The 23,927-nt window shown below is 62.1% G+C and carries 22 protein-coding genes and 5 pseudogenes; 22 read left to right on the top strand and 5 right to left on the bottom strand.

Annotation, left to right across the window (positions count from 1 at the left end):
- Positions 1-1,235 precede the first annotated feature (1,235 nt).
- The gene (locus IVB18_RS42815; protein ID WP_247986121.1) at positions 1,236-1,397 is read right to left on the bottom strand and encodes a hypothetical protein; all 162 of its coding nucleotides are present in this window, start codon (positions 1,395-1,397) and stop codon (positions 1,236-1,238) included.
- Positions 1,398-1,440: 43 nt separating this feature from the next.
- On the opposite strand from IVB18_RS42815, the gene IVB18_RS42810 reads away from it, so the two are divergent.
- Positions 1,441-1,956: a hypothetical protein gene (locus IVB18_RS42810; protein WP_247986120.1), complete on the top strand. Its 516-nt coding sequence runs from the start codon at positions 1,441-1,443 to the stop codon at positions 1,954-1,956.
- A gap of 81 nt (positions 1,957-2,037) precedes the next feature.
- On the opposite strand, the gene IVB18_RS42805 is transcribed toward IVB18_RS42810, so the two are convergent.
- The 3 genes and pseudogenes from IVB18_RS42805 to IVB18_RS42795 all read right to left on the bottom strand — a co-directional run bounded on the left by IVB18_RS42805 (position 2,038) and on the right by IVB18_RS42795 (position 4,492).
- The gene (locus IVB18_RS42805; RefSeq protein WP_247986119.1) at positions 2,038-3,099 is read right to left on the bottom strand and encodes a pyridoxal-phosphate dependent enzyme; all 1,062 of its coding nucleotides are present in this window, start codon (positions 3,097-3,099) and stop codon (positions 2,038-2,040) included.
- 197 nt (positions 3,100-3,296) lie between these two features.
- Positions 3,297-3,804, bottom strand: a pseudogene (locus IVB18_RS42800) (aminodeoxychorismate/anthranilate synthase component II).
- 148 nt (positions 3,805-3,952) lie between these two features.
- Positions 3,953-4,492 (bottom strand): GntR family transcriptional regulator, encoded by a 540-nt coding sequence (locus IVB18_RS42795; RefSeq protein WP_247986118.1) that lies wholly within the window; start codon positions 4,490-4,492, stop codon positions 3,953-3,955.
- Between the two features lie 45 nt (positions 4,493-4,537).
- On the opposite strand from IVB18_RS42795, the pseudogene bioB reads away from it, so the two are divergent.
- The 4 genes and pseudogenes from bioB to bioD form a co-directional block, all read left to right on the top strand.
- Positions 4,538-5,102: pseudogene (bioB, locus tag IVB18_RS42790) on the top strand (biotin synthase BioB); the annotation flags it as partial.
- A gap of 41 nt (positions 5,103-5,143) precedes the next feature.
- A complete protein-coding gene (gene panD, locus IVB18_RS42785; RefSeq protein ID WP_247986117.1) occupies positions 5,144-5,497 on the top strand; it encodes an aspartate 1-decarboxylase in 354 nt (117 codons plus the stop codon).
- An 83-nt stretch (positions 5,498-5,580) separates the two neighbouring features.
- Positions 5,581-6,161: pseudogene (locus IVB18_RS42780) on the top strand (hypothetical protein).
- A 412-nt stretch (positions 6,162-6,573) separates the two neighbouring features.
- On the top strand, positions 6,574-7,206 hold the full coding sequence (gene bioD / locus IVB18_RS42775; protein WP_247986116.1) for a dethiobiotin synthase: 633 nt from the start codon (positions 6,574-6,576) through the stop codon (positions 7,204-7,206).
- 885 nt (positions 7,207-8,091) lie between these two features.
- On the opposite strand, the pseudogene IVB18_RS42770 reads toward bioD, so the two are convergent.
- Positions 8,092-8,225: pseudogene (locus IVB18_RS42770) on the bottom strand (integrase); the annotation flags it as partial.
- Positions 8,226-8,773: 548 nt separating this feature from the next.
- On the opposite strand from IVB18_RS42770, the pseudogene IVB18_RS42765 reads away from it, so the two are divergent.
- The 17 genes and pseudogenes from IVB18_RS42765 to hypE all read left to right on the top strand — a co-directional run.
- Positions 8,774-9,872: pseudogene (locus IVB18_RS42765) on the top strand (nickel-dependent hydrogenase large subunit); the annotation flags it as partial.
- Positions 9,873-10,084: 212 nt separating this feature from the next.
- Positions 10,085-11,176 carry a hydrogenase small subunit gene (locus IVB18_RS42760; protein ID WP_247986115.1) on the top strand — a complete coding sequence of 364 codons (1,092 nt, stop codon included), beginning with the start codon at positions 10,085-10,087 and terminating at the stop codon, positions 11,174-11,176.
- 30 nt (positions 11,177-11,206) lie between these two features.
- Positions 11,207-12,997, top strand: coding sequence for a nickel-dependent hydrogenase large subunit (locus IVB18_RS42755; RefSeq protein WP_247986114.1), 1,791 nt, complete (start codon positions 11,207-11,209; stop codon positions 12,995-12,997).
- Positions 12,998-13,013: 16 nt separating this feature from the next.
- On the top strand, positions 13,014-13,757 hold the full coding sequence (gene cybH, locus IVB18_RS42750) for a Ni/Fe-hydrogenase, b-type cytochrome subunit (protein ID WP_247986113.1): 744 nt from the start codon (positions 13,014-13,016) through the stop codon (positions 13,755-13,757).
- Between the two features lie 7 nt (positions 13,758-13,764).
- Complete coding sequence (locus IVB18_RS42745) at positions 13,765-14,358, top strand: HyaD/HybD family hydrogenase maturation endopeptidase (protein WP_247986112.1); 594 nt, start codon at positions 13,765-13,767, stop codon at positions 14,356-14,358.
- 25 nt (positions 14,359-14,383) lie between these two features.
- Entirely contained in the window at positions 14,384-14,680 is a 297-nt protein-coding gene (locus IVB18_RS42740) for a HypC/HybG/HupF family hydrogenase formation chaperone (RefSeq protein WP_247986111.1), read from the top strand.
- A gap of 238 nt (positions 14,681-14,918) precedes the next feature.
- Positions 14,919-15,362, top strand: coding sequence for a hydrogenase accessory protein (locus tag IVB18_RS42735; RefSeq protein WP_247991868.1), 444 nt, complete (start codon positions 14,919-14,921; stop codon positions 15,360-15,362).
- Positions 15,359-16,222, top strand: coding sequence for a hydrogenase expression/formation protein (locus tag IVB18_RS42730; protein ID WP_247986110.1), 864 nt, complete (start codon positions 15,359-15,361; stop codon positions 16,220-16,222). Before IVB18_RS42735 ends, IVB18_RS42730 begins: the two co-directional genes overlap by 4 nt.
- A complete protein-coding gene (locus IVB18_RS42725) occupies positions 16,219-16,428 on the top strand; it encodes a rubredoxin (RefSeq protein ID WP_247986109.1) in 210 nt (69 codons plus the stop codon). Before IVB18_RS42730 ends, IVB18_RS42725 begins: the two co-directional genes overlap by 4 nt.
- Complete coding sequence (hybE, locus tag IVB18_RS42720) at positions 16,425-16,940, top strand: [NiFe]-hydrogenase assembly chaperone HybE (protein ID WP_247986108.1); 516 nt, start codon at positions 16,425-16,427, stop codon at positions 16,938-16,940. Before IVB18_RS42725 ends, hybE begins: the two co-directional genes overlap by 4 nt.
- Complete coding sequence (locus IVB18_RS42715; protein WP_247986107.1) at positions 16,937-18,031, top strand: nickel-dependent hydrogenase large subunit; 1,095 nt, start codon at positions 16,937-16,939, stop codon at positions 18,029-18,031. The genes hybE and IVB18_RS42715 overlap by 4 nt, the downstream gene beginning before the upstream one ends.
- On the top strand, positions 18,024-18,365 hold the full coding sequence (gene hypA, locus IVB18_RS42710) for a hydrogenase maturation nickel metallochaperone HypA (protein ID WP_247986106.1): 342 nt from the start codon (positions 18,024-18,026) through the stop codon (positions 18,363-18,365). Before IVB18_RS42715 ends, hypA begins: the two co-directional genes overlap by 8 nt.
- Positions 18,365-19,255 (top strand): hydrogenase nickel incorporation protein HypB, encoded by an 891-nt coding sequence (gene hypB / locus IVB18_RS42705; protein ID WP_247986105.1) that lies wholly within the window; start codon positions 18,365-18,367, stop codon positions 19,253-19,255. The genes hypA and hypB overlap by 1 nt, the downstream gene beginning before the upstream one ends.
- Positions 19,252-21,507: a carbamoyltransferase HypF gene (gene hypF, locus IVB18_RS42700; RefSeq protein ID WP_247986104.1), complete on the top strand. Its 2,256-nt coding sequence runs from the start codon at positions 19,252-19,254 to the stop codon at positions 21,505-21,507. Before hypB ends, hypF begins: the two co-directional genes overlap by 4 nt.
- Positions 21,507-21,743 carry a HypC/HybG/HupF family hydrogenase formation chaperone gene (locus tag IVB18_RS42695; RefSeq protein ID WP_247320217.1) on the top strand — a complete coding sequence of 79 codons (237 nt, stop codon included), beginning with the start codon at positions 21,507-21,509 and terminating at the stop codon, positions 21,741-21,743. Before hypF ends, IVB18_RS42695 begins: the two co-directional genes overlap by 1 nt.
- On the top strand, positions 21,740-22,882 hold the full coding sequence (gene hypD / locus IVB18_RS42690; RefSeq protein WP_247986103.1) for a hydrogenase formation protein HypD: 1,143 nt from the start codon (positions 21,740-21,742) through the stop codon (positions 22,880-22,882). Before IVB18_RS42695 ends, hypD begins: the two co-directional genes overlap by 4 nt.
- On the top strand, positions 22,879-23,919 hold the full coding sequence (hypE, locus tag IVB18_RS42685; RefSeq protein ID WP_247986102.1) for a hydrogenase expression/formation protein HypE: 1,041 nt from the start codon (positions 22,879-22,881) through the stop codon (positions 23,917-23,919). Before hypD ends, hypE begins: the two co-directional genes overlap by 4 nt.
- Positions 23,920-23,927: the final 8 nt, after the last annotated feature.

Raw genomic sequence — 23,927 nt, 5'->3', positions numbered from 1 at the left:
TTATCTATCCAATGGTCCGAGAACAGAAGTATATCGCCTCACCGGAGAGCGTAAGGATGATTGGAAGAAAGCGACGAGAGAAGATCTCGCGTGAGCACGAGGCCTAGGAGGCCGCTTGTCAATCGGCGTTGGATTGGGAGCCGTTATCGGCATCCCATGCCGAAACACAGACACACAGCACAAGCGGTTCGCCGCCGTTCTGCGTGGGCATTATGGCTACTATGGCAGGCCGCACGATTATCCAGCGCTCAACGGCTTCTACCGCGAAGTACGTCGGGCTGGCTGCGTTGTCTGAGACGGCGGAGCCAGAAAAGTCGGCGCATGGGCTGGTCCGAGTTCGAGACCCTGACGGCACGCTTCCGTCTGCCCGTTCCACCATCACTCGCACTTGGGCACAGGCGCGGATATGACGCGGATTACCCCCGGGAAGAGCCCGGGTGCGGGAAAGCCGGCTGCCCGGATCTGTGAGGGCAAAGCCGAATGGCCGAGCTACTCGACCACGATCATAAGACTAGGGCACGTTGACTGGCGGCATGGACGCGGTCAGCCGCGGGACAAAGCCATCTTGGTGCCGGCCGCGTGCTGCCAAGACTATTGTAAGCGCGACAAAAACGATCAGAAGTCCACGCATTCCGAAGAATTCCCCGCCAACTCCATCGCAATTATGAAACGGCTGACACCTGATGCGCTTGCTCTTAGCTCGCCGCGAAAATGCCGCCGCGTTCAATGCAGCCTGTTAGGCTTGCAAAGTCGAAAAGATAAGCCCACTCAGTCGTCAAAAATCAATATTCCTTGTATTTCCGAGTAAGTCTGCGAACTGTCGGGTGGTCACGCTTGAAAAATGCACCGCGTGCGTATGATGTCCTTGTGGCGGTAAGACGTGGCCCGCTACGATGCCGATCTCGCGATGCCAGCCCATGCACCGGTAAATTCCGGCATAGGGAGCCGTGGCTCCTGGCTCATGATCCTGGTCAAATGGCTCGCTGTTAGACTCGCGCAGATAACGCCCGTTCTGATAGATCGCGATTCGTCATCTCTCAATCGGCTAGCTTAACTTTGCCTAAGCCATCCATTCGGGCGCAGAGTTGATCTGAGAAGCTAGCTGAGCCCGCCTTCTGCGAGCGTGCTTGTTTATCTTTCGACAGTGCGCCCCGCAGATTGCCGCCAGTGCGGAGGAGCCCGCGCCATCGCGAGTGTACTTAGAGCTATGGCCGCGATCGTATCGTGCGTTTTTTTCATTGCCTGTGCAGCGTTAATGCGCCGAGTGCCTGTTGGCGCGGTAAAATATCGATTCGTTGAACGAGTAGAGTCGTGTTGGACGCTGAAGCGGCATGATCTTTCCCGATATCTTTCTGCGCATGACCAATTACTTTCGCATGGACGCTCTTGACCGTCATCTACTATCGCGGCAACGAGAGCCATTATAGATCGAGAGAAAGAATGATGGATGTGATTGATCAAGCGAACGGTTCGGAGTTGCCGCCCGTCTTGCAGAAGTCATCAAGACGCCTTCCGTGGGTTTTTGGATTTGTCGCCGTCTTCATCGGGCTATGCGTTGGGGGGGCATTTTACTGGCCCCATATCGACCGAATGATCGAGGCGTCAACGGCACGTGAAGTCGTCCCAATGCCGGCGTTGTCACCTGAAGACAAGGCGGCCCTTTCGGAGATTCGGTCGGGGCAACAGGAGGTGAGCGAGGAGATTTCAGCGCTTAACCGCAACATCGATGCGCAGCAAGCCGATTTGAACCGGATGTTAGATCAAATCGCAGCCCTGACCTCAAGAATTGAGTCTCTGCAGAACATTGCTGCGCCTCTTCCTGCAGATATTCGTCCGCCAGCAGCCCAGGCCGCTTCAAAGCCGACTACAAGAGCCACTCGCCCGCCTAAACCAGAAGGGCCGGTTTCCGTCGGGGGCGCGCCGCTGGTTCCCGAGCCGGAGACGGACCGCCGATGATCCAATCATGAAGCCTCGAGCCTGCCAGACATCGCGTCACTGAGAGGATGCAAGTCGAACTAGGAGCGAAGATCGCGGTGCTCACGTTCGGTCCTCCCAGGCGCGTTCGGTGAGGAGGACGAGAATGCGGCTCGACCGATCGAGTCCGAGATCGCTTGTATGCCTCGGGTCTGCGAGGGCAGCCATGGCACCCGCCAGGCCCGCTGCACCGGACGGCGTGGTGGCGAGGCCAACATGGGCGGAGAGTACGCGAACAGCATCCACCAATTCCGCCTCGGGCACGGTGATGGCCCGAGCGCCGTGACGCCTGAGCACCGCAACGGCGGGCGCACTCGCCTGGCCGCAGGAGAGCATCTCCGCGGATGTTCGGAGATCGCCCATCACCCGAATCGGGCGACCGGCCGCGAGCGCGGGTGCAAGACACGCGGCGGTTTCCGGCTCGACCGTCACGATGCATCCCGGAGGTGCCAGCCAGCCCGAGAGGCCCTCGGCGATGGCAGCGGCGAGTCCGCCGACACCAGCTTGTATAAAGGCGTGTGTCGGACGCCCATGGCCGGCGAAATCTACTTGATCGCGGATTTCCGCCGCCGTGACGCCGTATCCCGCCATGACGTCGCAAACGATGGGGTCGTACGGATCGTCGGTCGTGTCGGCGACAAGAATGCCGGCGCCTTGGCAGGCCGCGGCTGCGGCCGCATCAACTGCATTGTCGTAGGTGCCCGGCACCCACACGATCTCGGCACCCTGATTCTCGATGCGGCGCGCGCGCGCGTTCGGCACGCCCTCGTGCAGGAACACGCGGGCGGCCGCCCCGGCAAAGCGCGCGGCGGCAGCTACCGCGAGCCCGTGATTACCGTCACTGGCGCAGACCAGGGTCGGCTGCCCCTTAGGTCGGGCCGCGAGAAGGTCGGCCACCTGCATGCGCGAGGCCCGGGCGAGCGCGCGCAACCCGGCATAGGTGCCACCAAGCGACTTGAAGCTGCCGAGCATGCGGCGGCCCTCGTCTTTCGCTAGCACCTGCGCCACTCCGAGCCGCTCCGCCAGCGCCGGAAGGTTCAGGAGTGGCGTCGGCGCGTATGCGGGATCGAGGCCGCCAAGCTCGGCTGCGATCGCATTGACTGGTGAAGAAGAGGTGCTGTTCATGCGTTGATCTTGCCCGCTACAGGTGACGGCTGCTGCCGGAGCGTTGCACAGCAACTGTTTCCGCCGATCATAACCAGCTGTACCTGCGAGCACCACCCTCGACGGCTTCGATCGCGCGCTTCTCGCGGAGGCCCTTTTCGCGCTCGCGTCCGCCTTCGCAAGTTTAAATTGTGCATCTGCGCAATGATCTGAGAGTTTTATCGGCAGGAAGTCTCTGCGAGCCGTAAGAAGTGTGTGAGCAGCACGTGCCCTCGTTGCGTAAGTATCGATTCGGGGTGAAACGGCAGGCCGTAAGTTGGTTGATAACGATGTGCGAGAGCCATGACCTCGCCCTCTTCCGAACGCGCTGTCACCATGAGATCCCGCGAGCAGACCTCGTCGAACTCGACGACAAGAGAATGGTAGCGGCCGACGCAAAGTGGGGACGGGAGTCCTGTGAAGAGCCCCCGGCCGTCATGGCTAATATGCGAGGCCCGTCCATGCAGACCTGCGCGCACGACGCGTCCGCCGAAAACGCTCCCAATACACTGATGTCCGAGGCAGATGCCGAGAATTGGGATGCGACCCATAAGCTCGCGGAAGCTCAACAAGGTCACTGACGTTGACCACATCGTTACGAATCACCTGGGCTGATTCGCCAAGGTTCTTGAAATAGCGGGCAATGTTGAAGACGAAGGAATCATAATTATCGATGATGACTATCAAGTTGCGATGTGGGCTTTGTCGTTGGCGGTGAACAAGACGATGTGACGAATCATGGCTGGCCGTAGGGTCATATCGAAATTGGATGCATGACTATCTTGGGACGCAGCCCGCCGCAATGCCGACGCCACGTATCGATGGTCATCATTGGTCAGGACGCAGGCAGGGCAAGGCGCTCGATCGTCTGAATGTGACGCGCGAGCAGGTTGCAGGCTTGATCGATGTTGCGCGCACGCAGTGATTGCAGAATGAGGCGGTGATCCTGACTAGGCCGCGGTCGCCAGCCGGCGCTGCGCGCGGCGCGGTTGGCCGTTTCAAAATCCTGAAGCGTCTCGGCATTATCTGCTTCAATCGGCGCGAGCTCGATCCGTGCCAAATGGGCTGATGTGAGCCTTGGAGCTGCATTGCGTAATGCGACCACTTCGAGCGCGGCACGCATCTCGGCGATCTCCTTTACCGAATTGATATCGAGCGGCGCAACCCGTGCCCCGCGACGAGGCGCAGCAACGACAAGATGTTGAGCCTCGAGTTGCCGAAATGCCTCGCGCAACGTGACGTGACTCGCGTGGAATTCTCGCGCGACATGATCCTGGCGGAGTGGGACATCCGGCTGCAGTGCGCCGGTGATAATGCGCTCGCCGATTGACGCGGCGATGCGGTCAGCTGTCGTTAAGTTTTCGTCATCAGCCATTATAGATTATGTATCGAAAAAGCGAGTGCACTCGCGGGAGACTTCTGCGTCACTCTCGGCATGCTGATGCCGATGCAGGCTGCAAGGCTCTACGAGGCGGGGCTCGATTTTTACAATCACAACGTCGATACCTCGCCGGAGTTCTACGGCAGGATCATCACCACCCGCACCTTGCAGGATCGCATCGACACGCTCGCGCATGTGCGCGATGCGGGCATCAAGGTCTGCTGCGGTGGCATTCTCGGCATGGGCGAGCGTGTCGAAGACCGCCTCCTGATGCTCGTTCTGCTCGCTAATCTCGCATCCGGAGAGCGTGCCGATCAACGTGTGGAACGAAGTTCAGGGCGTTCCGGTGAATGACACCGCGGAACTGCCCGATCCGATTGCGACGGTGCGCCTGGTGGCGACGGCCCGGATCATGATGCCGAAGAGCGTGGTGCGGTTATCCGCGGGACGGCAGTACATGACGGATGAGCTGCAGGCGTTTTGCTTTTTGGCCGGTGCGAATTCGATCTTCATCGGCGATGTGCTGTTGACCACCAAAAATCCGCAACGTGAGCGGGACGCGAGTTTGTTGAACCGGCTTGGCGTCACATCTGGCCTTGCCTGATTGAAAAAAAGCCGGCGCGCAAGCTGCAGTGTAGGTAAAGAATGCAAATTACCTTGATGAAGGGAAAAATCCATCGCGCCTCGGTCACCGAAGCCGATCTGCACTATGAAGGCTCGGTCTCGATTGATCGTGCCCTGCTGGACGCTGCAGGATTTTTGATCAACGAACGCGTCGAGATCTACAACGTCGAAACCGGAGCGCGCTTCGCAACCTATGTCATCGAGGCGCCCCGAGGCTCCGGTATAATAAGCTTGAACGGCGCGGCAGCGCGACTCGCGATGCCCGGTGACAAAGTTGTCATGGTTGCATACGCCTCATTTGACGAGGCGGAAGCAAAAACGTTCAGGCCACGCGTTGTGCTGGTTGACCGAGACAATCGCATCTTGCCGGGCTGAAAGCTGCATGCCCAATCCTCCAGTTTCGTTCTCGCGACCATCAAAAATGGTTCGTGGCTGTTGGGCTTGCCCCGGAGTGAGCGATGAATCTAATCCACCTCATGAAGCTTGACGCCTACGTCACGGCCTTGCATGCCCTGAAAGAAGACGACCGGCTGCGCGGCCTCAAGCCGCGCACGGGCATCGATTTCGCCTCGAACGATTATCTCGCGCTCGCAAGCGCGCCGCGTATGAAGAAGGCTCTTCTGGCCGCGCTCGAGGCTGGCACGCCGATCGGAGCCGGCGGGTCGCGCCTTCTGCGCGGCAATGCGAGGAGCACGAAAGTCTCGAAGCAGAAGCTGTCAGTGTTTTGGAGCAAGAACGGCACTCTTCTTTGGCGGCGCTTATGTCGCAAATTTCGCACGCATCGGCAGATGCGCAAACGCGGCTGGCAAAGTCCTTCGGGCTCGCAGATTGTGCCCTATTCGTTAGCGACAATGCGCGCGCAATGCGGCTTGCCTCTGCACTGCAGGCTCGCGGCTTCGATATCCGCGGAATCCGGCCGCCAACGGTGCCAGTTGGCACGGCTCGTCTACGAATTTCACTGACGCTCAACGTCGCCGAGGAGGATGTGCTTGCAATGCTCGATGCTCTTATCGAGGAGACGACAAATGAGGCTCGATGAGCCAGCAGATCGTGTTGACCGGTACGGATACCAAATCCGAAGAGCGGTTTTTTCCGCAGTGTCGGTCGATCTCATGCGCGCGAAGTTGGAAACCTATTCAGCCTGGCCGCGAAGGAGAGACCAGCGAGCTCGTTGCACGGCTGGGCGATCTCTAGCTTTGATCGTTCCAAACCTCAGATCGCCTCGCGTGCTTTGCTTGAGCAAGCTCGAGATCCGCCTCGCATGAAAAGCTTTGTATACGACTGATCGGGTGCCGAAATTCGGCAACAAGCGGCCAACAATTAGGCAAATTAGGCTCATGGCTCAGGCAATAAAGAGTGCGAATATGGATACTTTCCGTCGATTAGGGTCGAGCAAAATGACAGCATTCAATGCTCGATGCGCTCACTGACAGGACGAGAGGAGGCGCTCGATGAGTCAGCGGATCGTGGTGACCGGTACCGGTACCGGCATCGGAAAAACGGTGTTTTCCGCGGGGCTCGCCGATCTCCTCGGCGCCAACTACTGGAAGCCAATTCAGGCCGGCCTCGAAGGAGAGACCGATACTCAGATCGTCGCACGACTGGGCGGTCTGTCGGCCGATCGCATCGTGCCGGAGCGTTACCGCCTGACAACGCCTGCTTCGCCCCATCATTCCGCAGAACTTGACAGAGTTCGCATCGACGCGGACTCGCTCAATGTGCCGGACACTGCGGAGCGGCCGCTCGTGATCGAGGGCGCCGGCGGGCTAATGGTGCCGCTGAGTGGCGATACACTCTACATTGATGTCTTTGAGCGATGGCGGCTACCAGTCGTTCTCTGTGCGAGCACAGCGCTTGGCACCATCAATCACACACTGCTCTCGATAGAGGCACTGCGAAAGCGCGAGATCTGCATTCTTGGGATTGCCTTCATTGGCGAAAAAAATGCTGAGGCGCAGATTGCTATTCGCGAGATTGGGCGGGTGCGTTGGCTCGGGCGATTGCCCTGGCTTTCTTCCCTAACCACGGACACGCTGCAGACCGCGTTCAAAGCGTCATTCCGCTGCGATGATTTCAAACAATAATGGCCGTTGGCAATCTCCCCATCTTGCCTCTGTCTCATCGAACGCAGACGGGGGCTCCCAAGGCGGGATTCGATCTGCTCCGCATGCTTTTCTGACGAAGGCAGCCGCTTCGGCTTCGCCAAAGCAGCCCTCAAATCTACATCTCACCGACCTCCTGGCCAGGGGATATCGGATTTCGCCACTTAAGAAAGACGGGCGCACACTGGCGCCAGGCAGCTATACGCGCCCTATTGGGCTCGATCTGCTGATTTGCGTCGAGAATGCGGGTCAGAGCGCAGGATTTCGCAGTTAAGGCCCTGTTTGTTGCATCAATTAAGCTTCAGGTATCGTTAGGTTCAGGCAGTCACGGCGAAGCACTCAAATTGAATGTTCGGGTCGCAAGGAGGGCGCATCGGATTCAGGCTCTTGCGCCAATCGTACGCCGCGAGGCTTGGCATCGTCGTCCCGTAGTTCAGTGCTGCGGTGAAGAAAATGCAGGAGGCACCCACGTAACGCCGACAGGAGGCGAGAATGCACGATAGCTCTTATCGTTCCCAGCACAGTTCAGTAAAGTGCTGCGCATTGTGCGGTCGAAGGTTTGGGCTCGTACGCTACTACAGCTGGCGAACGGCACTTTGCTCCAAGAAATGCGTCGACCGGTTCAGGGAGCGGCGGGAAGCCGACCATAATGGCTTCGTCGGTTGCGGACGGCTTGAGACTGTCGAGATCAGTCCACAAATCGATGATATGCAGTCGGCCCGTAGGTTCCGTCGCAATCCAGAAGATCGGCGGCATCATAAGCCGGGCCTCGGAAATCTCATCGGCGATCGCGTCTGCAGTTGAGAGCAGCGGGTACGCTAACGAACGTTTGGCGATTGGCCATGAGTCAAAACGACTGAGCGACTCTTCCCTGTGTCCGGCATCCTCCGCTTTGGTCGCGAACCAGCGTCTGAAGCTATGGAAGTTGACTTTTGAGCGCCGCGCACCGGTCTCTTATCATCGACGCCGAGCTTTTTGCGATAGTAGGTGAACCGTTTGGAGAGTGCCATCGTACGGTTACCCGAGAACGCGCTGCCTCCGATCCTGCAGATGATGATTGGGGAAGACATTGTGCCACAACGTAGGGGGCGGCGCTGAGGGCAGGCCTTGCCAAGGGGCGTTCAATGCCCGGGGCCGCACGCGTTCCGCAGTTTTCGGAAGCTCGAAAACTGATTCGGTAAGCGTAGTCCATGCTTCTGTCCGAAACCACACGTGCCGAATGTAAGTAAATTGCCCAGGTGTCTGCACACGAGACATTCGGCCGAGAAATTGCGACCAGATTCCTCTGGTTCGCACACTGGCCCAAAACATGCAGTGGCTACCGGCGAGAACGCAGAATGGGAGGCGCCTTAGTTGCAACCAGCCATCGAGATGACGTCGTGCCGCTGAGAATGCGGGCAAAATTTAAGTCGTGATCCGAAATCCGACCTCGACCGGGACGGGGCGACCTGATGGTCTTGGAAGCTCCGTCTTAGGTCCGATCTGGCTGAGGTGCGCATCCGCAACCTAGATGCGCACGCTCACGCGAGGCAGGCATCTGGTACTCGGATCTGCGTGGGATGCCGCCGATCATCTCACGCACTTCTACATCTTCTTCATGCCGGACTTCGCTCGCGAGGCCTTTGCCGCGCACGCCTGACATGAGGAGACACGGGACCGTTTCGCAGCGACGCGCGGACTGCGGCACGCGATGCCTTTCCGGCGCGGGCGCGGCTGCTCGAAACCATGGGCATCAGCGCCGGAAAATGGCCGCATAGTCTGGCCTTCCAGCCGGGCGGCACCACGCGCTCGATCGATCTCGGCGAGCGCGTCCGGCTGCTGTCGATCGTGACCTCCTTCCGATCCTTCCTGGAGCGCGTCGTTTTTGCCGATGCGCTGGAGAACGTGCTGGCGATTTCGACGGCGGAAGAGCTCGATCGCTGGCGCGACGGCCACAACGGCGATTTCGCGCATTTCCTGCGGCTCGCAGACAGCCTCGCCCTGGCCGAACTCGGAAGGGCCGGGACTTCTGATGAGCTACGGCGCCCATCAGCCGCGCGCGGCGATCGAACCTCTGCCGCTGGACGTCTCGCACGCCTGGATGCGGGGAGTCCTCCGCCGATCCGGCCCACAACAGCACGGTTCCAGATCCCGACAAGCGGAAGGCCTATAGCTGGTGCAAGGCGCCGCGGCTTTCGGGACAGCCGATCGAGGTCGGGGCGATCGCGCGCCAGACGGTGGCAGGGCAGGCGTTGATCGCGGACCTGGTGTCGGCCGGCAGCACCAATGTGCGCAACCGCGTGATCGCGCGGCTGATCGAGACGGCCCGCATCGCGCTCGCCATGGAGCAGTGGACGCGGGCGCTGCGGCTATCGGAACCGTTCTGCCACAACTCGCGCGACATGCCCGATGGCGGCTATGTCGGCCTGGTCGAAGCCGCCCGCGGCAGCGTTGGGCATTGGATAGCGGTGCGCGGCGGCAAGATCGAGCGCTACCAGATCATCGCGCCGACCACCTGGAATTTCTCGCCGCGCGATTCCTTCGATGTCGGCGGCCCGCTGGAGCAGGCGCTGATCGGCACCGATGTCGGCAACGCCGGCGCACGCTCGGTCGCCATCCAGCACGTCGTGCGCTCGTTCGATCCCTGCATGGTGTGCACCGCGCATTGAGTGCTCTCTCGCGCGGGGGCGGAAACTTCGTTCGCTTGAAAATCGAATTGTTTCCGCTTTTCTCGGTCGGGGCATGCGCGCGCACCGCAATTCGAGCAATTCAAATCTGCAACAATTTGGAAACACTCTACTTTCCTTACGCTCCCAGTGCTTGGCCTGCTTCTTGCTGTCCTTGGCGTCATAGACAAGTCAAAGCCGAGGCGGGAGGATTCATGGGCGCGGCGACGGAAACGTTTTACGGCGTGATCAGACGACAAGGTATCACGCGTCGGAGCTTTCACAAATTTTGCAGCCTGAGTGCGACGAGTCTCGGCCTCGGGCCGCTGGCGGCGAGCCGCATCGCGAACGCGCTCGAGACCAAGCCGCGCGTGCCGGTGATCTGGATGCACGGCCTCGAATGCACCTGCTGTTCCGAGAGCTTCATTCGTTCCGCGCACCCGCTGGTGAAGGATGCCGTGCTCTCGATGATCTCGCTCGACTATGACGACACCATCATGGCGGCCGCAGGCTACCAGGCGGAGGCGATCCTCGAAGAGACCCGCGCCAAGCACAAAGGGCAATACATTCTCGCGGTGGAAGGCAATCCGCCGCTGAACGAAGGCGGCATGTTCTGCATCCACGGCGGCAAGCCGTTCGTCGAGAAGCTGAAGATGATGGCTGAGGATGCGATGGCGATCATCGCCTGGGGCGCTTGCGCCTCGTGGGGCTGCGTGCAGGCGGCCAAGCCCAATCCGACGCAGGCGACGCCCATCGACAAGGTCGTCGCCAACAAGCCGATCATCAAGGTGCCGGGATGCCCCCCGATCGCCGAAGTGATGACCGGCGTCGTCACCTTCATCATCGCTTTCGGCAAATTGCCCGAGCTCGACCGTCAGGGCCGGCCGAAGATGTTTTACTCGCAGCGCATCCACGACAAGTGCTACCGGCGGCCGCATTTCGACGCCGGCCAGTTCGTCGAGGAGTGGGACGACGAGGCGGCGCGCAAGGGCTATTGCCTCTACAAGATGGGCTGCAAGGGCCCGACCACCTACAACGCCTGCTCGACCGTGCGTTGGAATGGCGGCGTCTCCTTCCCGATCCAGTCGGGCCATGGCTGCATCGGCTGCTCGGAAGACGGATTCTGGGACAAGGGTTCGTTCTACGACCGTCTCACCAACATCAAGCAGTTCGGCATCGAGAAGAACGCCGACCAGATCGGCATGGTGGCGGCCGGAGCCGTCGGTGCGGCAGTCGCCGCGCATGCAGCGGTGACCGCGGTGAAGCGGCTCGCCGGCAAGCGCGAAGACGCGGACCACACCAGCTAAGCGCCAAAGAGATCCAAGGGCAGGAAAATCATGGGTATCCAGACTCCCAACGGCTTCAATCTCGACAATTCCGGCAAGCGCATCGTCGTCGATCCGGTGACCCGTATCGAAGGTCACATGCGGGTCGAGGTCAATGTAGACGCCGACAACGTCATCCGAAACGCGGTCTCCACCGGCACGATGTGGCGCGGGATCGAGGTGATCCTGAAGAACCGCGATCCGCGCGACGCCTGGGCGTTCACGGAACGGATCTGCGGCGTCTGCACCGGCACGCACGCGCTGACGTCGGTGCGCGCGGTCGAGAACGCGCTCGGGATCGCCATTCCGGAGAACGCCAATTCGATCCGCAATCTGATGCAGCTTGCCTTGCAGGTGCACGACCACGTCGTTCACTTCTATCACCTGCACGCGTTGGATTGGGTCGATGTGGTCTCGGCGCTTTCGGCCGACCCGCGGGCAACCTCGACGCTCGCGCAGTCGATCTCGAGCTGGCCGCTGTCGTCGCCAGGTTACTTCAAGGACCTGCAAACCCGTCTCAAGAAGTTCGTCGAGTCGGGGCAGTTGGGGCCCTTCAAGAACGGCTATTGGGGCAGCAAGGCCTACAAGCTGCCGCCCGAGGCCAATCTGATGGCGGTCGCGCACTATCTGGAGGCGCTCGATTTCCAGAAGGAGATCGTCAAGATCCACACCATCTTCGGCGGCAAGAATCCGCATCCGAACTGGCTCGTGGGCGGCGTGCCCTGTCCGATCAACGTCGACGGCACGGGCGCGGTCGGTGCCATCAACATCGAGCGCCTGAACCTGATCTCGTCGATCATCGATCGCCTGATCGAGTTCAACGAGCAGGTCTACCTGCCCGACGTGGCGGCGATCGGTTCGTTCTACAAGGACTGGCTCTACGGCGGCGGTCTTTCCGGCAAGAGCGTACTCTCTTATGGCGACGTGCCGGAACACGCCAACGACTACTCCTCCAAGAGCCTGAAGCTGCCGCGGGGCGCCATCATCAACGGCAATCTCTCGGAGGTGCTTCCCGTCGATCATGCCAACCCCGATGAAATCCAGGAGTTCGTGGTTCACTCCTGGTACAAATATCCCGACGAAACCAAGGGACTGCATCCCTGGGACGGCGTGACCGAGCCGAACTACGTGCTGGGGCCCAATGCGAAAGGCACCAAGACCGCGATCGAGCAGCTCGATGAGGGCGGAAAATATTCATGGATCAAGGCGCCGCGCTGGCGGGGTCACGCGATGGAGGTCGGCCCGCTGGCGCGTTGGGTGGTGGGCTATGCGCAGAACAAGGCCGAGTTCAAGGATCCTGTCGACAAGTTCCTGAAGGATATGGACCTTCCGCTGTCGGCGCTATTCTCGACGCTCGGCCGCACGGCGGCGCGCGCGCTGGAGTCGGTCTGGGCCGGACGACAAATGCGCTACTTCCAGGACAAGCTCGTCGCCAACATCAAGGCCGGCGACAGCTCGACCGCGAACGTCGACAAGTGGAAGCCGGAGAGCTGGCCGAAGGAGGCCAAGGGTTTTGGCTTCACCGAGGCGCCGCGCGGCGCGCTCGCGCACTGGATCAAGATCAAGGAAACCAAGATCGACAACTACCAGTGCGTGGTGCCGACCACCTGGAACGGCTCGCCGCGCGATCCGCAAGGGAACATCGGTGCATTCGAGGCCTCGCTGATGAACACCCCGATGGTCAATCCCGAGCAGCCTTTGGAGATCCTGCGCACGATCCATTCCTTCGATCCGTGCCTGGCCTGCTCCACGCATATCATGAGTCAGGACGGCCAGGAAATGGCCAGCGTCAAGGTCAGGTGAAGCAGGGGGAAACGCCATGATGGATGTAGCTGAACGTCCGGCGGAAGCCGAGCCGGACCTCTCCGCGATCGCGGACGATGCGGTCGGCGAACATGGGGTCGGCCGTCCCACCGTCTATGTCTACGAAGCGCCGGTGCGGATCTGCCATTGGGTGAACGCGTTCTCGATCATCGTGCTGATGGTGACCGGTTATCTGATCGGAACGCCATTGCCGTCGGTCGAGGGCGAGGCCTCGGCGAACTTCGTGATGGGCTATATCCGCTTTGCCCATTTCGCGGCGGGGCAAGTGCTGGCGGTGTTCTTGCTTGCCCGCATTCTGTGGGCCTTCGTCGGAAATCACCATTCCCGGCAGATTTTCTATCTGCCGGTGCATCGTAAGCAGTTCTGGAAGGAAGTGCTGCATGAAATCCGCTGGTATGCGTTCCTGGAGCGCGAGCCGAAGATGTATGTCGGCCACAACCCGCTGGCGCAGACCGCGATGTTCACGGGCTTCACGCTGTTCGTGGCGTTCATGATCGTTAGCGGCTTTGCGCTCTATTCGGAAGGTGCGGGCATCGACAGTTGGCAGCACAAGCTGTTCGGCTGGGTGTTCGCGATCTGGCCGAACAGCCAGGACGTTCACACCTGGCATCATCTCGGCATGTGGGCCCTGGTCGTGTTCGTGATGGTGCACATCTACGCCGCGGTCCGTGAGGACATCATGTCGCGCCAGAGCATCATCTCCTCGATGATCTCCGGCGAGCGGCAATTCCGCGACTGAAACTGGAATGATACCGACGCCGACATCTTCGCAAGCAAACCGCATCCTGGTGCTCGGCATCGGCAACATCCTGTGGGCCGACGAAGGCTTTGGCGTGCGCGCGGTGGAGGAATTCCACCGCCGCTACGCCGTGCCCGACAACGTCACCATTCTCGATGGCGGCACGCAGGGGCTCTACCTCGTGAACTACCTGGAGGATGCGGATCGTTTGATCGTGTTCGACGCGATCGACTATGGGCTCGAGCCCGGGCAGTTGAAGCTCGTTCGCGACGACGAGGTGCCGCGTTTCACCGGCGCCAAGAAGATGAGCTTGCACCAGACCGGCTTCCAGGAGGTCATCAGCGCGGTCGACCTGCTTGGCCGTTGTCCGCGACATCTCGTATTGATCGGCTGCCAGCCGCTCGATCTCGAGGATTGGGGTGGGCCGCTGACGAAGCCGGTGTGCGATCAGATCGCGCCGGCGCTCGAGCTTGGTTGCGAGATCCTGGCCGAATGGGGCGTCGAGGTGATGCCGCGCACCGCGCCGTTGGCAGAATCGGAGCGGCTGCTCGCCAACGACATCGATCATCAGCATTACGAGATGAGGGGGCGGCCGGCCTGACCGGCTGCACCGTCGGAGATCCGCCATGTGCCTCGGCTTGCCGATGACGATCGTTGAGACTGACGGGATATCGGCGCTGTGCGAGTTCCGAGGCGAGCAGCGGCGCGTTTCGATGCTGCTGCTCTCGAACCCGCCGGCCGGTGCCAAGGTGCTGGTCTTTATCGAAACCGCGGTTCGGCTTCTGCATGAGGCCGAGGCGCGCCTGATCGGCGCCGCGATCGACGGTCTGGGCGCAGCGATCAATGGCGAGGACTGCGATCGCTTCTTCGCCGACCTCATCGACCGCGAGCCGCAACTGCCCGAGCATCTCCGGCTTGATTAGGGCGGCAGCCCGCTCCGCGAGAGCCCGCGTCCTCGCTGGAAGATAAATTTCTATCTGCTGAGTTCATTTTCATCCGATATGGAAATTAGCTTTCCGTCTTGGAATTGATGCATCTCCTGTCGTGGAAATATATGATTCAAATCAATTAGATAAATCAGGAAAGGTGATAACCGATCTTGGCACGTACCTTGCTGATCCCTATTCCCAGCAGAATCATAAGCTTGTCAGGGGAGGTCTGATGAAATTCCAGCAGGGAAGGCAGAATCTGGCGCGGCGTGGCTTGCCGGAGGTGGATGCTGCGAGGGTCGATCGCTTTCTAAATACGACCGACGAGGCCGGCGCCATCGCCGTGTTGCTGTCGGCGGGAGACCCCGCGCGTTTTCCGGAGGCGATCGACGTCGCGGTCGTGCTGCCGGAGCTGATTGAGGCATTCAAGGGTCGGTTGCGTGCCGCGGTGATCGCCCGCGGTGCCGAGAGCGAACTCGGCCAGCGTTTTGGCGTGCGCGTGCAGCCGACGCTGATCTTCGTCGCCAAGGGCGAAACACTCGGGCTGATCGCGAAGATCCAGGACTGGTCGATCTATGTCGACCGCATCACCAAGCTGATCGACCGTCCGCGCGGCACGAGCGCCGTTGTCGTGACAACCATCGTTTCCCAGCACCGCCAAGGTGTCGAACTATGAAAGCGGGTTTCTGGACTGCGCCCGAGGGCGCGGAGCAGCCGATCAACGTGTTTCCGATCGGCGATGAGAGCCTGAACGCGACGAGCGGCAGCCTGACCGCGGCTGGTGCCTTGGCCAAGCTTGCCATGCTCGACAGCGCGGAACTCGCCAGGATCTGTCCGAACGCCATCGAGCTGTTGTCCAAGGTGGCCGCGGCGATCGCGAGCCAGAAGGCCGACATACCGACGCAACTGTTCCGGCTCGGCAATCTCAACGATCTCGAGCGCAAGCTGATCGCCGACGTGATGGGCGAGGGCGAAGTGGCCGGCGTCGTTGCGCTGCCCGATGGATCGTTGGCGCAGATCCAGGAATCTGTGCTGGCCGGGATCTGGCGCGTGCGGCTCGAGAGCGACGCCAATCACGAATATCTCGAGGTCGGGCCGATCCCGGAGATCGTGAAGCGCGCCGCTGCCGATCTCACGGCTGCGGATTTCGAGATCGGGCAGGCCCCCGAAGGTGCCATGAACGTGCTGCCGATGCTTGCGGAAATCCGCGAGCGGGCGCTCGCATGGCGGCCGGGCATCCGCTCGCAGATCATCAATTTTACGCTGCTGCCGATGAGCCCGGTCGACATGAGCTTTCTCCAAGACACGATCAAGAACGGGCCGATCCAACTGGTTTCTCGCGGCTATGGTACCTGCCGGGTGCTCTCCACGGGCATCCGCAATGTCTGGTCGGTGCAGTTCTTCAACGCCATGGACACCATCATCCTCGATACGCTGGAGGTCGGCGGCGTGCCGACGGTGGCGATTGCGGCTGACGAGGACTTCGAGGACTCGGCTGAGCGGCTTCAGGAGATCATCGAGGCCTATTTCAAATGAGCGGGTTCGAGAATTTTGGCGTGCGCCAGGACGTCGCCGATGTCACGCGGCTGGAATGCGGCATCTGCTGGACGGTCTATGATCCCGCCGATGGCGACGGGGTGGCACAGATCGCGCCCGGCACTCCGTTCGCGGCGTTGCCGGAAGACTGGCGCTGCCCGAACTGCGACGCTCCAAAATCCAAGTTCATGGCGATCGGACCATGACAGCTGATGCGCAAATTCCTGCCAGCGACGCCGACGCCGAAGTGTGGGGCGAGCTCTTGGCAGGAAGCTATCGGGAGATCGGCGAGCGCGCGATGCGCGATCTGCCGATCTACAACGACGCGCTCGGCGTCGAAGCGGTCGGTTTCCGCTGGTTCAACGGCACGACCATCGGCATCATGGTCACGCCCTGGTTCATGAACGTGGTGATGCCGGCGAGTGCGATCGCGCGGGATACGTCGGGCCCGAGCCTGCGAATCCGCTTCCCTGCGGGCGATATCGAATTCACTCTCAGCGAGGTCGAACAAATGGGCCTGATCGCGAGCTGCTCGCTGTTCTCGCCGATGTTCCAGTTCGCGGACATGGTCGCCGCGCGGGCGACCGCCGAAGCGACCCTCGCCGAGCTGATGCTGCCGGCCGACAGCGAGGAGGCGGTCCGTCGTCGCGAGCCCGCAACAAGCCCGATCGATCGGCGTAACTTCCTGCGCGGTGTTCTGACGGAGCGGTGCGGATGAGCCTGACCTTCCGCAACGAGATCGACATCACGGTGTGGCTCGCCGGCGGCACGATCGCCCACGTCGCGATCCGGCCGCGCAGCCGGCCGCCGTTGACGCGCTTGTTCGCGGGAAAGCCGGCCTCGTCACTGCCGTCGGTGCTGCCGCGTCTGTTCTCCCTGTGCTCGATGGCGCATCAGGTAGCTTTCCTGTCCGCGGTCGAGGCGGCGCGGGGCGAGGATGCCAGTCTCGAGATCGAGCACGGTCGCGTCGTCGCTGTCGTCGCCGAACGCCTGACCGAATTGTTACGCGGCCTGTTCGTTGGCCGTCTCACGCTTGACGGCGCCGGCGCCGCAGCCGTTCGTGCCATGATGGAGGCCACGGCCGTTCTGGGTGGCAGCATCGCCGAGCGCGGGGAGGCGGTCTCGCGCCGCGAGGCGGTGGCGAAGATCAGGGCATCGCTCGCCGCGCTCGGGATCGCGAGCGAGGAGCAAACCCCCGGGGCCGGCAGCGCGCTGGCGGTACATCTTGCGAATTTCGATGGCGATGCCTTGCTGCCGCCGGTGGTCGAACAGTCATTCCTGTCGGCAGCCGACGATCTCGAAATCGTCACGCGGCTGCTTGCCGATGGCGCGATATTCTCCGATGCGCCTGATCTCCTTGGCCGGATTCCGGAGACCGGCGTCTGGGCGCGGCGGGTTGGGCGTGAGCCGATCCTGCCGCCGGGCGCGGGGCCCGCCGAGCGTCTGAAGGCGCGAATCGCGGAAGTGGCGCGGCTCTGCGCCTTCCTCGAGGCGGACGATGGGACAGTCGAGGACGGTGTCCTCCAGAGCTACCGGCTGGGGACCGGCAGAGGCGCGGGTGCCGTCGAATGCGCGCGGGGCCGGCTCTATCATGCCGTCGAGCTCGACGATGAAGATCGCATCGTCCGCTTCGAATTCTTGGCGCCGACGGAGTGGAATTTCCATGCCCGCGGGCCGTTGGTTCGCAGCCTCCAGGGCTCCGTTCTTGCCGGGGGCCGGCAGGGGCTGGATGCGGTCCGCACGCTCGTCGGCTCGTTCGATCCGTGCGTCGGCTTCAGCCTCAGCTTCCGCGAGATCGGCCATGCATGAGATGGCGCTGTGCGAGGGAATCATCGAGATTGTCCAGGAGGAATCGCGCAAGCGCGCCTTCGCTAGGGTGAAAGTCGTGTTCCTGGAGATCGGTGCGCTCAGCCATGTTGCGCCTGAGGCGATAAAGTTCTGCTTCGAGGCCGTCGCCGCGCGCACCATTGCGCAAGGAGCAAGGCTCGAGATCGTCGAGACACCGGGAGCGGCCTGGTGCATGGCCTGCTCCAAAGGCGTCGAGATCAAGCAGCGCTATGAGCCGTGTCCGTCCTGCGGCAGCTATCAGTTGCAGATGACCGGCGGCGAAGAGATGCGCGTGAGGGAACTGGAGGTCGACTGATGTGCACGGTATGCGGTTGCAGCGATGCCAAAGCGTCCATCCAACACACCCATGATCATTCCCATGATCATTCCCATGGGCACGATCATTCGCATCATCATGGGCACAGCCACGACCATCACCATCATCATGATCACGCGCCCGGCGATGCCGGGCTGGTCGATTGCAGCGCCAACCCGGCAGGCCAGCAGATCGCCGGCATGAGCAGCGACCGCATCATCCAGGTCGAGCGCGACATACTCGGCAAGAACAATCGGCTTGCCGCCGACAACCGCGCGCGCTTCCGCACCGACGACGTGCTCGTCTTCAACCTGGTCTCGAGCCCCGGCGCCGGAAAAACCTCGCTTCTGGTTCGCGCCGTGTCCGAGCTGAAGGACAGCTTTCCGATTGGCGTGATCGAAGGCGATCAACAGACCTCCAACGATGCCGAACGGATCCGCTCGACCGGCGTGCCGGCGATCCAGGTCAATACCGGCAAGGGCTGCCATCTCGATGCCGCCATGGTCGGCGAAGCCTATGACCGCTTGCCCTGGCTTAACGGCGGCATCCTCTTCATCGAGAACGTCGGTAATCTCGTCTGTCCCGCGGCGTTCGATCTCGGCGAGGCCTGCAAGATCGTGGTGTTCTCGACCACGGAAGGCGAGGACAAGCCGCTGAAATATCCGGACATGTTCGCAGCCTCCTCTCTGATGCTGATCAACAAGATCGATCTTGCGCCCGTACTCGACTTCGATCTTGCAAGGACGATCGAATATGCGCGCCGGGTCAGTCCGAAGATCGAGGTCTTGACGGTGTCGGCGTGCACCGGTGAGGGTTTTGCTGCATTCTATGCCTGGATTCGCAAGCGGGTTGCACAGATGAAGCCGACCGAGATGGCCGTGTCGGGATGAGCATGAGCGGCGAGGTCATGGCGCGAGACCGAAGACGGCTGCGCCTGCATGTGCGCGGCGCCGTGCAGGGCGTGGGCTTTCGTCCCTACGTCTACGGCCTCGCCGCGCGCTATCGGCTCGGCGGCTTCGTTGCCAATGATCCCGATGGCGTGGTGATCGAGGTCGAGGGCGACCGCGCCGCCGATTTTGTCGATGCGCTGCCGCTGGAAAAACCGCCACTGGCTCGGATCGACGAGATTTCCGTGCAACCGGTCGGCATCACCGAAAGCGACGAGTTCCACATCCGCGCCAGCGAGCAGGGCAAGGTCTCGACCCGGATCGCCGCCGATGCCGCGACCTGTCCGCAGTGCCTGAGCGAGCTGTTTGATCCGGCGAGCCGCTTCCATCTCTATCCCTTCGTCAACTGCACCCATTGCGGCCCGCGCTACACCATCGCCGAGCGGCTGCCCTATGACCGCCGTACCACCGCGATGAGGCGCTTCGCGATGTGCACGGCCTGCGCAGCAGACTATGCCGATCCGGCGAGCCGTCGCTTCCACGCCGAAGCAATTGCCTGCCCGCGATGTGGGCCAAGGATCAGTCATGGTACCGAGCAGATCGCCACTGCGATCGCCGACGGAAGGATCGTCGCGATCAAGGGGCTCGGCGGATATCAATTGCTGTGCAATGCCCGTGAAGATGCGGCCGTGTGGCGTCTGCGGCACCGGAAGCATCGCGATCAGAAGCCGTTCGCCGTGATGGTCGGCTCGACGGAAGTGGTCGGCGAGATCGCTGAAATCGACGCGGTCGGGCTCGCGCTGCTGGAATCCTCGCCGCGGCCCATCGTGCTGATGAGATCCCGCAATATGCTCGCGCCCGCGATTGCGCCGGAGCTGTCGCGGATCGGCGTCATGCTGCCCGTCGCGCCGCTGCATCATCTGGTGCTGAAGGCGCTCAATTCGGCGCATCCGCGAGCGGACGGCGCAAGTTGGGCGATCGTTGCAACCAGCGCCAATCCTGGCGGCGAGCCGCTGGTGATCGTCAATGACGAGGCCGAACGGCGGCTTGCCGGCATCGCCGACCTGATCGTCATGCATGACCGCGACATCGTCACCCGCGCGGACGACTCTGTCGTGTCGGTGGTCGCGGGCCGGGCGCAGTTCATCCGCCGCGCCCGCGGCTATATTCCCGAGCCGATTAGGCTCGCGAAGTCCGTCCCGTCGGTGCTTGCGGTCGGCGGCGCGCTGAAGTCGACGGTCACCGTCATCCGCGGCAACGAAGCCTTCGTCTCCCAGCACATCGGCGATCTCGACACCGCGGAAGGCATTCGCTTTTTCGAGGAGACGGTGGGTCACCTGCTCTCGACGCTGGACATCGAGCCGGTCGTCATCGCCCACGACCTGCATCCGAACATGGCCTCGACCCGTTTCGCCGAAGCCAGCGGGAGGCGGCTGATCGCGGTCCAGCATCACCATGCCCATGCGGCATCCGTGATGGCGGAACATGGCGTTGCAGGGCCGGCGTTGGCGCTGGTGCTCGACGGCTTCGGCCATGGCAGCGACGGTGGCAATTGGGGCGGCGAGTTGCTCTCGTGCGATGGTGCACGCTTCCGGCGGCTCGGACATCTGGCGCCGATGAAGATGCCGGGTGGCGATCGCGCGACGCGCGAGCCGTGGCGCATGGCCGCGAGCGTGCTGCACGCCTTGCGGCGCGGCGACGCGATTGCGAAGCGCTTTGCGATGCAGCCGCAGGCTGCGCGTCTCTGCGCTATGCTCGACCAGCCCGGCGTGCCGACGACGACCAGCGCCGGCCGGCTGTTTGACGCGGCGGCGGGGCTGCTTGGTCTCTGTCCGGTGCAGAGTTACGAGGGCGAAGCCGCAATGAAGCTGGAAGCGCGTGTCCGCACACCGCGCCTCGTGGAGGACGGCTGGACGATCGAGAATGGCGTGCTGTCTCTTTTCCCCTTGCTCGAGCGCCTTGCGGTCGATCCGGTCGATGGGGCCGAGCTCTTCCATGGCACCTTCGCCGCCGCCTGCATCGACTGGATCGCGCGCGCGGCACTGGAGACCAGCGTCACGACCGTCATCCTGAGCGGTGGCTGCTTCCTCAACGCGATCCTCGCAGACGAGATCGGGCGCGGCTGCGTCGCCGCCGGGCTCTCGCCGTTGCTGCCTCGCCAGGTGCCGTCCAATGACGGCGGCCTCAGCCTCGGGCAGGCTTGGGTCGCCGCGCTCCAACTCCTCGAACAGCAAGGCCCGGAAGGAAACGCCTGATGTGTCTCGCGATACCTGCTGAGGTCACAAAGCTCCTGCCCGACGACATGGCCGTCGTCTCGATCGATGGCGTCAGCAAGGAGATCTCGGTGGCGCTGATCGAAAACCTCGCCGTCGGCGACTACGTGATCATCCATGTCGGCTACGCCTTGACCAAGATCGATCCGGAGGAGGCGCAGCGGACGCTGGAGCTGTTGCGTGAAATCGGCGCCGAAAGCCGGGAAGCCGCGCAATGAAATATGCCGACGAGTTTCGCGACAAGGAGATCGCGCTGGGATTGGCGAAGGCGATTCGCTCGGAGGCCGATCCGGAAAAATCCTATCGTTTCATGGAATTTTGCGGCGGCCACACGCATGCAATCTCCCGCTACGGGCTGGAGGATATGCTGCCGAAGAACGTGCGGATGATCCACGGTCCCGGCTGCCCGGTCTGCGTCTTGCCAGCGGGACGCATCGACATGGCGATCCGGCTCGCCGAGCGGCCGGACGTGATCCTTTGCGTCTACGGCGACCTGATGCGGGTGCCGGGCTCGCAGGGTGCCTCGCTGCTGAAAGCGAAGGCGCGCGGCGCCGACGTCCGCATGGTTTATTCCACGATTGATGCAATCCGTGTTGCGGAAGAAAATCCCGGCCGCGCGGTCGTGTTCTTCGCCATCGGCTTCGAGACCACGACGCCGCCGACCGCCGTGATGATCCGGCTCGCCGAGAAGAAACAGCTCAAGAACTTCAGCGTGTTCTGCAATCATGTGCTGACGCCGCCGGCGATGCAGAACACCCTGGAAAGCCCCGATATCCGCAATATCGGCCGCGTCGAGATCGACGGCTTCGTCGGGCCGGCCCATGTCTCGACCATCATCGGCACCGAGCCTTACGAGTTCTTTGCCGAAGAATTCGGCAAGCCGGTGGTGATCGCGGGCTTCGAGCCGCTCGACATGATGCAGGCGATCCTGATGCTGGTGCGGCAGGTCAACGAGCACCGACATGAGGTGGAGAACCAGTATAGCCGCGCAGTGACCCGTGACGGCAATCTGCGCGCCAAGGAGGAGGTCTCCGACATCTTCGAGCTGCGCGACCAGTTCGAGTGGCGCGGTCTCGGCCTAGTGCCTTATAGCGGGCTCAAGCTGAAGCGGGCCTACGCCAAATACGACGCCGAGGTCCGCTTCGACATGAACGAACTTCGCGTTGCCGACAATCCGGCCTGTGAATGCGGCGCCATCCTGCGCGGCGTGAAGAAGCCGGTTGACTGCAAGCTGTTCGGCACGGTGTGCACGCCGGAGACGCCGATGGGGTCCTGCATGGTCTCGTCCGAGGGTGCATGTGCGGCACACTGGACTTACGGCCGCTTCCGCGATCATCAGCAACGGCGGGCGTCATGAAAGCCCATCAGCGCAAGCTCGACATAAGGAACGGCTGCGTCGACCTGTCCCACGGATCCGGTGGCCGCGCGATGTCGCAACTGATCTCGGGCCTGTTCCACGAGGCCTTCGGCAATGAATGGCTGGCGTGCGGCAACGACCAGTCTGCGTTCGATGTCAGCGCCGGGCGCATGGTGATGACGACCGACGGCTATGTGGTCTCGCCGCTGTTCTTTCCGGGCGGCAATATCGGCTCGCTCGCCGTGCATGGCACGGTCAACGACATCGCCATGGCCGGCGCGCGGCCGCTCTATCTCTCGGCGAGCTTCATCATCGAGGAAGGTTTTCGTTTCTCCGACCTGAAGATGATTGCGGATTCCATGGGCGAGGCCGCGCGAGCCGCGGGCGTCTACATCATCACCGGTGACACGAAGGTCGTCGAGCGCGGCAAGGCCGACGGCCTGTTCATCTCGACAGCCGGGGTCGGTGTCGTGCCTGCCGGGCTCGACCTCTCTGCCGGGAATGCCCGCGTCGGCGATCGTGTCCTGATCTCTGGAACGCTCGGGGATCATGGCGTCGCGATCATGTCCAAACGGCAGAACCTCGCTTTTGACACCGAGATCGTCTCGGATTCCGCGTCGTTGCATGATTTCGTAGCGAGCATGCTGGCGGCCGGCGGCAAGGGCATCCGTTTGATGCGCGATCCCACCCGCGGTGGGCTCGCCGCGACGCTGAACGAGATCGCCCAGCAGTCCGGCCTTGGCTTCCGACTTCAGGAGGCGGCGATCCCGGTGAAGCCCGGTGTTGCTGCGGCCTGCGAACTGCTCGGGCTCGATCCGCTCTACGTCGCCAACGAAGGCAAGCTGGCAGCGATCGTGGCGCCCGAGGTTGCAGCAGCCGTGCTTGCGGCGATGCGGGCGCATCCGCTCGGCCGTGATGCCGCCGAGATCGGCGAGGCCGTGGCGGACGACCACCATTTCGTGCAGATGGCGACGAGCTTTGGCGGCGGAAGGATCGTCGACTGGCTGTCGGGCGAACAATTACCCCGGATCTGTTGAGGCTCAGG

The organism is Bradyrhizobium sp. 186, assembly GCF_023101685.1.
In the GTDB taxonomy this organism is placed as follows: Bacteria; Pseudomonadota; Alphaproteobacteria; order Rhizobiales; family Xanthobacteraceae; genus Bradyrhizobium.
Note: the sequence above shows the minus strand (reverse complement) of the source record. Positions and strands in the feature narration are given on the sequence as shown.

Excerpts from the sequence above, each read along its gene's own strand:
- panD (WP_247986117.1), top strand. The coding sequence starts at position 5,144 with ATGCAAATTACCTTGATGAAGGGAAAAATCCATCGCGCCTCGGTCACC.
- IVB18_RS42760 (WP_247986115.1), top strand. The coding sequence starts at position 10,085 with ATGGGCGCGGCGACGGAAACGTTTTACGGCGTGATCAGACGACAAGGT.
- IVB18_RS42715 (WP_247986107.1), top strand. The coding sequence starts at position 16,937 with ATGAGCCTGACCTTCCGCAACGAGATCGACATCACGGTGTGGCTCGCC.
- IVB18_RS42695 (WP_247320217.1), top strand. The coding sequence starts at position 21,507 with ATGTGTCTCGCGATACCTGCTGAGGTCACAAAGCTCCTGCCCGACGAC.
- IVB18_RS42805 (WP_247986119.1), bottom strand. The coding sequence starts at position 3,099 with ATGAACAGCACCTCTTCTTCACCAGTCAATGCGATCGCAGCCGAGCTT.
- bioD (WP_247986116.1), top strand. The coding sequence starts at position 6,574 with ATGAGTCAGCGGATCGTGGTGACCGGTACCGGTACCGGCATCGGAAAA.
- hypB (WP_247986105.1), top strand. The coding sequence starts at position 18,365 with ATGTGCACGGTATGCGGTTGCAGCGATGCCAAAGCGTCCATCCAACAC.
- hybE (WP_247986108.1), top strand. The coding sequence starts at position 16,425 with ATGACAGCTGATGCGCAAATTCCTGCCAGCGACGCCGACGCCGAAGTG.
- hypD (WP_247986103.1), top strand. The coding sequence starts at position 21,740 with ATGAAATATGCCGACGAGTTTCGCGACAAGGAGATCGCGCTGGGATTG.
- IVB18_RS42740 (WP_247986111.1), top strand. The coding sequence starts at position 14,384 with ATGTGCCTCGGCTTGCCGATGACGATCGTTGAGACTGACGGGATATCG.
- hypE (WP_247986102.1), top strand. The coding sequence starts at position 22,879 with ATGAAAGCCCATCAGCGCAAGCTCGACATAAGGAACGGCTGCGTCGAC.
- IVB18_RS42795 (WP_247986118.1), bottom strand. The coding sequence starts at position 4,492 with ATGGCTGATGACGAAAACTTAACGACAGCTGACCGCATCGCCGCGTCA.
- hypF (WP_247986104.1), top strand. The coding sequence starts at position 19,252 with ATGAGCATGAGCGGCGAGGTCATGGCGCGAGACCGAAGACGGCTGCGC.
- IVB18_RS42730 (WP_247986110.1), top strand. The coding sequence starts at position 15,359 with ATGAAAGCGGGTTTCTGGACTGCGCCCGAGGGCGCGGAGCAGCCGATC.
- IVB18_RS42735 (WP_247991868.1), top strand. The coding sequence starts at position 14,919 with ATGAAATTCCAGCAGGGAAGGCAGAATCTGGCGCGGCGTGGCTTGCCG.
- IVB18_RS42725 (WP_247986109.1), top strand. The coding sequence starts at position 16,219 with ATGAGCGGGTTCGAGAATTTTGGCGTGCGCCAGGACGTCGCCGATGTC.
- IVB18_RS42815 (WP_247986121.1), bottom strand. The coding sequence starts at position 1,397 with ATGACGGTCAAGAGCGTCCATGCGAAAGTAATTGGTCATGCGCAGAAA.
- IVB18_RS42755 (WP_247986114.1), top strand. The coding sequence starts at position 11,207 with ATGGGTATCCAGACTCCCAACGGCTTCAATCTCGACAATTCCGGCAAG.
- hypA (WP_247986106.1), top strand. The coding sequence starts at position 18,024 with ATGCATGAGATGGCGCTGTGCGAGGGAATCATCGAGATTGTCCAGGAG.
- IVB18_RS42810 (WP_247986120.1), top strand. The coding sequence starts at position 1,441 with ATGATGGATGTGATTGATCAAGCGAACGGTTCGGAGTTGCCGCCCGTC.
- IVB18_RS42745 (WP_247986112.1), top strand. The coding sequence starts at position 13,765 with ATGATACCGACGCCGACATCTTCGCAAGCAAACCGCATCCTGGTGCTC.
- cybH (WP_247986113.1), top strand. The coding sequence starts at position 13,014 with ATGATGGATGTAGCTGAACGTCCGGCGGAAGCCGAGCCGGACCTCTCC.